Raw genomic sequence first — 1,233 nt, forward strand, 5'->3', positions numbered from 1 at the left:
CCTCGGGCGTCCCCGGCCGGGTGCCGGTCCAGCGCGGCGCGCGCACCACCACCTCGCTCAGCGAGCTGCTGCCCGCCACCGCCCCCGGCGTGCTCGTGCCGGACCTCCCGGTGCTCTCCGCCGACGGCACCCCCGACCACCTGCACGCCCGGCTCGGCGCGACCTTCCTGCTGCTGCTGGTCGCCCCCGGCACCGCCGTTTGGTCCGCCGAGCACTGGCTCGGCGCCGGACTGATGCCCCGGCTCGCGGAGGTGGCGAACGCCCTGCCCGTCCCGGCCGAGGTGCTCGTCACCGAGGAGTACCCGGAGGCCGGCCCGCACACCGTGCTGCTGATCCGGCCGGACGGGCACCTCGTCGGCGTCACCCAGGGCGCCGCCGCCGAGGACCTGCTGGCGCTCGCCGACCGCGCCCGCGGCGGCCCGGCACCGCTCACCGGCGCGCCCGAACCCGACGCCGAGCCCGCCCCGGAGGCCGTCCCCGAACGGCTGGACCCCTCTACCGCGCCACCGCGGTGACCCGGGTCTCCCGGACCACCGTCACCCGGATCCGCCCCGGGTAGGTCAGCTCCTCGGACACGCGCTGCAGGCCGGGCGCGAGGTGCGGGTGATGGTGCGGCCCGAGGGGCTGATCGCCCAGGAGGTCGCCCGGCCGGGTTCGGGCGCGCATCCGGAGTCGGGTCCGTCCGAACGGCCTACTCGGCGGCTTCTTCCGCCGCTTCCTCTTCGATGGCCGCGCGCACCACCCGGAAGGCCATCCCCTCGGAGTAGCCGCGCCGGGCCAGCACACCGACCAGCCGCCGCATCCGGGCCTGCGGGTCCAGCCCGCGGGTGCTCCGGAGCTTGCGGTCGACGAGGGCCCGGGCGGCCTCGGTCTCGTCGTCGTAGTCGAGCCGGGCCACGGCCTGCTCGACCAGGTCGGCGGCCACGCCCTTGGTCCGCAGCTCCTGGGCGAGCGCCCGCCGCGACAGGCCCCGGACGGCATGCCGGGACTCCACCCACGCCGCGGCGAAGGCGGCGTCGTCGATCAGCCCAACCTCTTCGAGCCGGGTGAGCACCCCGTCGGCGACGTCCTCCGGGATCTCCCGCTTGCGCAGGGCGTCGGCGAGCTGCTTGCGGGACTTGGCCGCGCCGGTGAGCAGCCGCAGGCAGATGTAGCGGGCGAGGATCTCGGGATCGGCGGTCTCCTCAGATGTGCCCCGCTTCGGCTCGCGCGGCCGCGCCGCCTCACCATCCG

Annotated in this window: 2 protein-coding genes and 1 pseudogene; 1 reads left to right on the top strand and 2 read right to left on the bottom strand. The window is 76.9% G+C overall.

Features of this window, described 5'->3' with window-relative positions:
• Positions 1-515, top strand: a pseudogene (locus AB0O00_RS40220) (monooxygenase); the annotation flags it as partial.
• On the opposite strand, the gene AB0O00_RS40225 reads toward AB0O00_RS40220, so the two are convergent.
• Positions 496-666: a hypothetical protein gene (locus AB0O00_RS40225; RefSeq protein WP_363659616.1), complete on the bottom strand. Its 171-nt coding sequence runs from the start codon at positions 664-666 to the stop codon at positions 496-498. The pseudogene AB0O00_RS40220 and the gene AB0O00_RS40225 sit on opposite strands and share 20 nt — an antisense overlap.
• A 25-nt stretch (positions 667-691) precedes the next feature.
• Positions 692-1,233 (bottom strand): regulatory protein RecX (locus AB0O00_RS40230; protein ID WP_363659617.1); only part of this gene is annotated, 542 nt, incomplete at its 5' end.

This window comes from Kitasatospora sp. NPDC093558 (genome assembly GCF_040683475.1).
In the GTDB taxonomy this organism is placed as follows: Bacteria; Actinomycetota; Actinomycetes; order Streptomycetales; family Streptomycetaceae; genus Kitasatospora.